At 39.4% G+C, this 691-nt stretch carries 1 protein-coding gene; it reads right to left on the bottom strand.

Annotated elements, in window-relative coordinates:
* Positions 1–26: 26 nt before the first annotated feature.
* Positions 27–500 carry a hypothetical protein gene (locus tag J7I93_RS00005; RefSeq protein ID WP_214722387.1) on the bottom strand — a complete coding sequence of 158 codons (474 nt, stop codon included), beginning with the start codon at positions 498–500 and terminating at the stop codon, positions 27–29.
* Positions 501–691 lie beyond the last annotated feature (191 nt).

The raw sequence follows: 691 nt of genomic DNA, 5'->3' as shown, positions 1-691 counted from the left end.
CAACAGGCCAATTTAACAGAGGAAAATTATTTCTGATTTCTTAGCATTTCATCCACCGTGTTTCTCATCGCGAAAATCACCGTTTTTTTGTAACGTGCAGCGATACGCAGTACTCTTATTTGCTCAGACCTGGAAAGGTTTTTAAAGCGATGCTCTTGTTTTAAAAAGGTACGGGCGATTGACCAGCTGGCAGGCATTAAGGGGAAGTCATCCAGAGGCTGCTTGTTCCTCAATCGATAAAACCACGATAGGATCCCGGCAGAATCGCTTTTATCAACAATGCATGGGGCATAAATGTTTTTAGTGTGTTTCTTCAGGGATTCCAATCGTTCTTGCCCGCTAACAATCATGTAGGTATTATCCTTCCGATTCTTTTTGACCACCAAAACAAACATACAGTCCCACATTAATCTCTGAAGCCTCTTAAAACGCTCTGTCATTTTCAGCGATAAATCCGGCTTGATCTTGTTCAGAGGGATATACTCGATGGTAAATTTCATACATGGCCCCCTCCTGTTTGATTTCTGTCCTCTTCTCATTTTCTTAGAGTTCCCAGCAGGTGTATTGTTCAGTTAATGAGTATTTTTTCTAATCAATAAACAAATTTCTTTTATAAATGTATGAAAATAACCGCATGTCACATTCGAATCAAAATGCTCTGTTAAAGCTAATTGTTGTTTTTAGCACCCTG

The organism is Bacillus sp. ISL-47, from assembly GCF_018613175.1.
Classification (GTDB): domain Bacteria; phylum Bacillota; class Bacilli; order Bacillales; family Cytobacillaceae; genus Cytobacillus.
The sequence above is the reverse complement of the archived record's forward strand: the minus strand, read 5'-3'. Positions and strand labels throughout refer to the sequence as shown.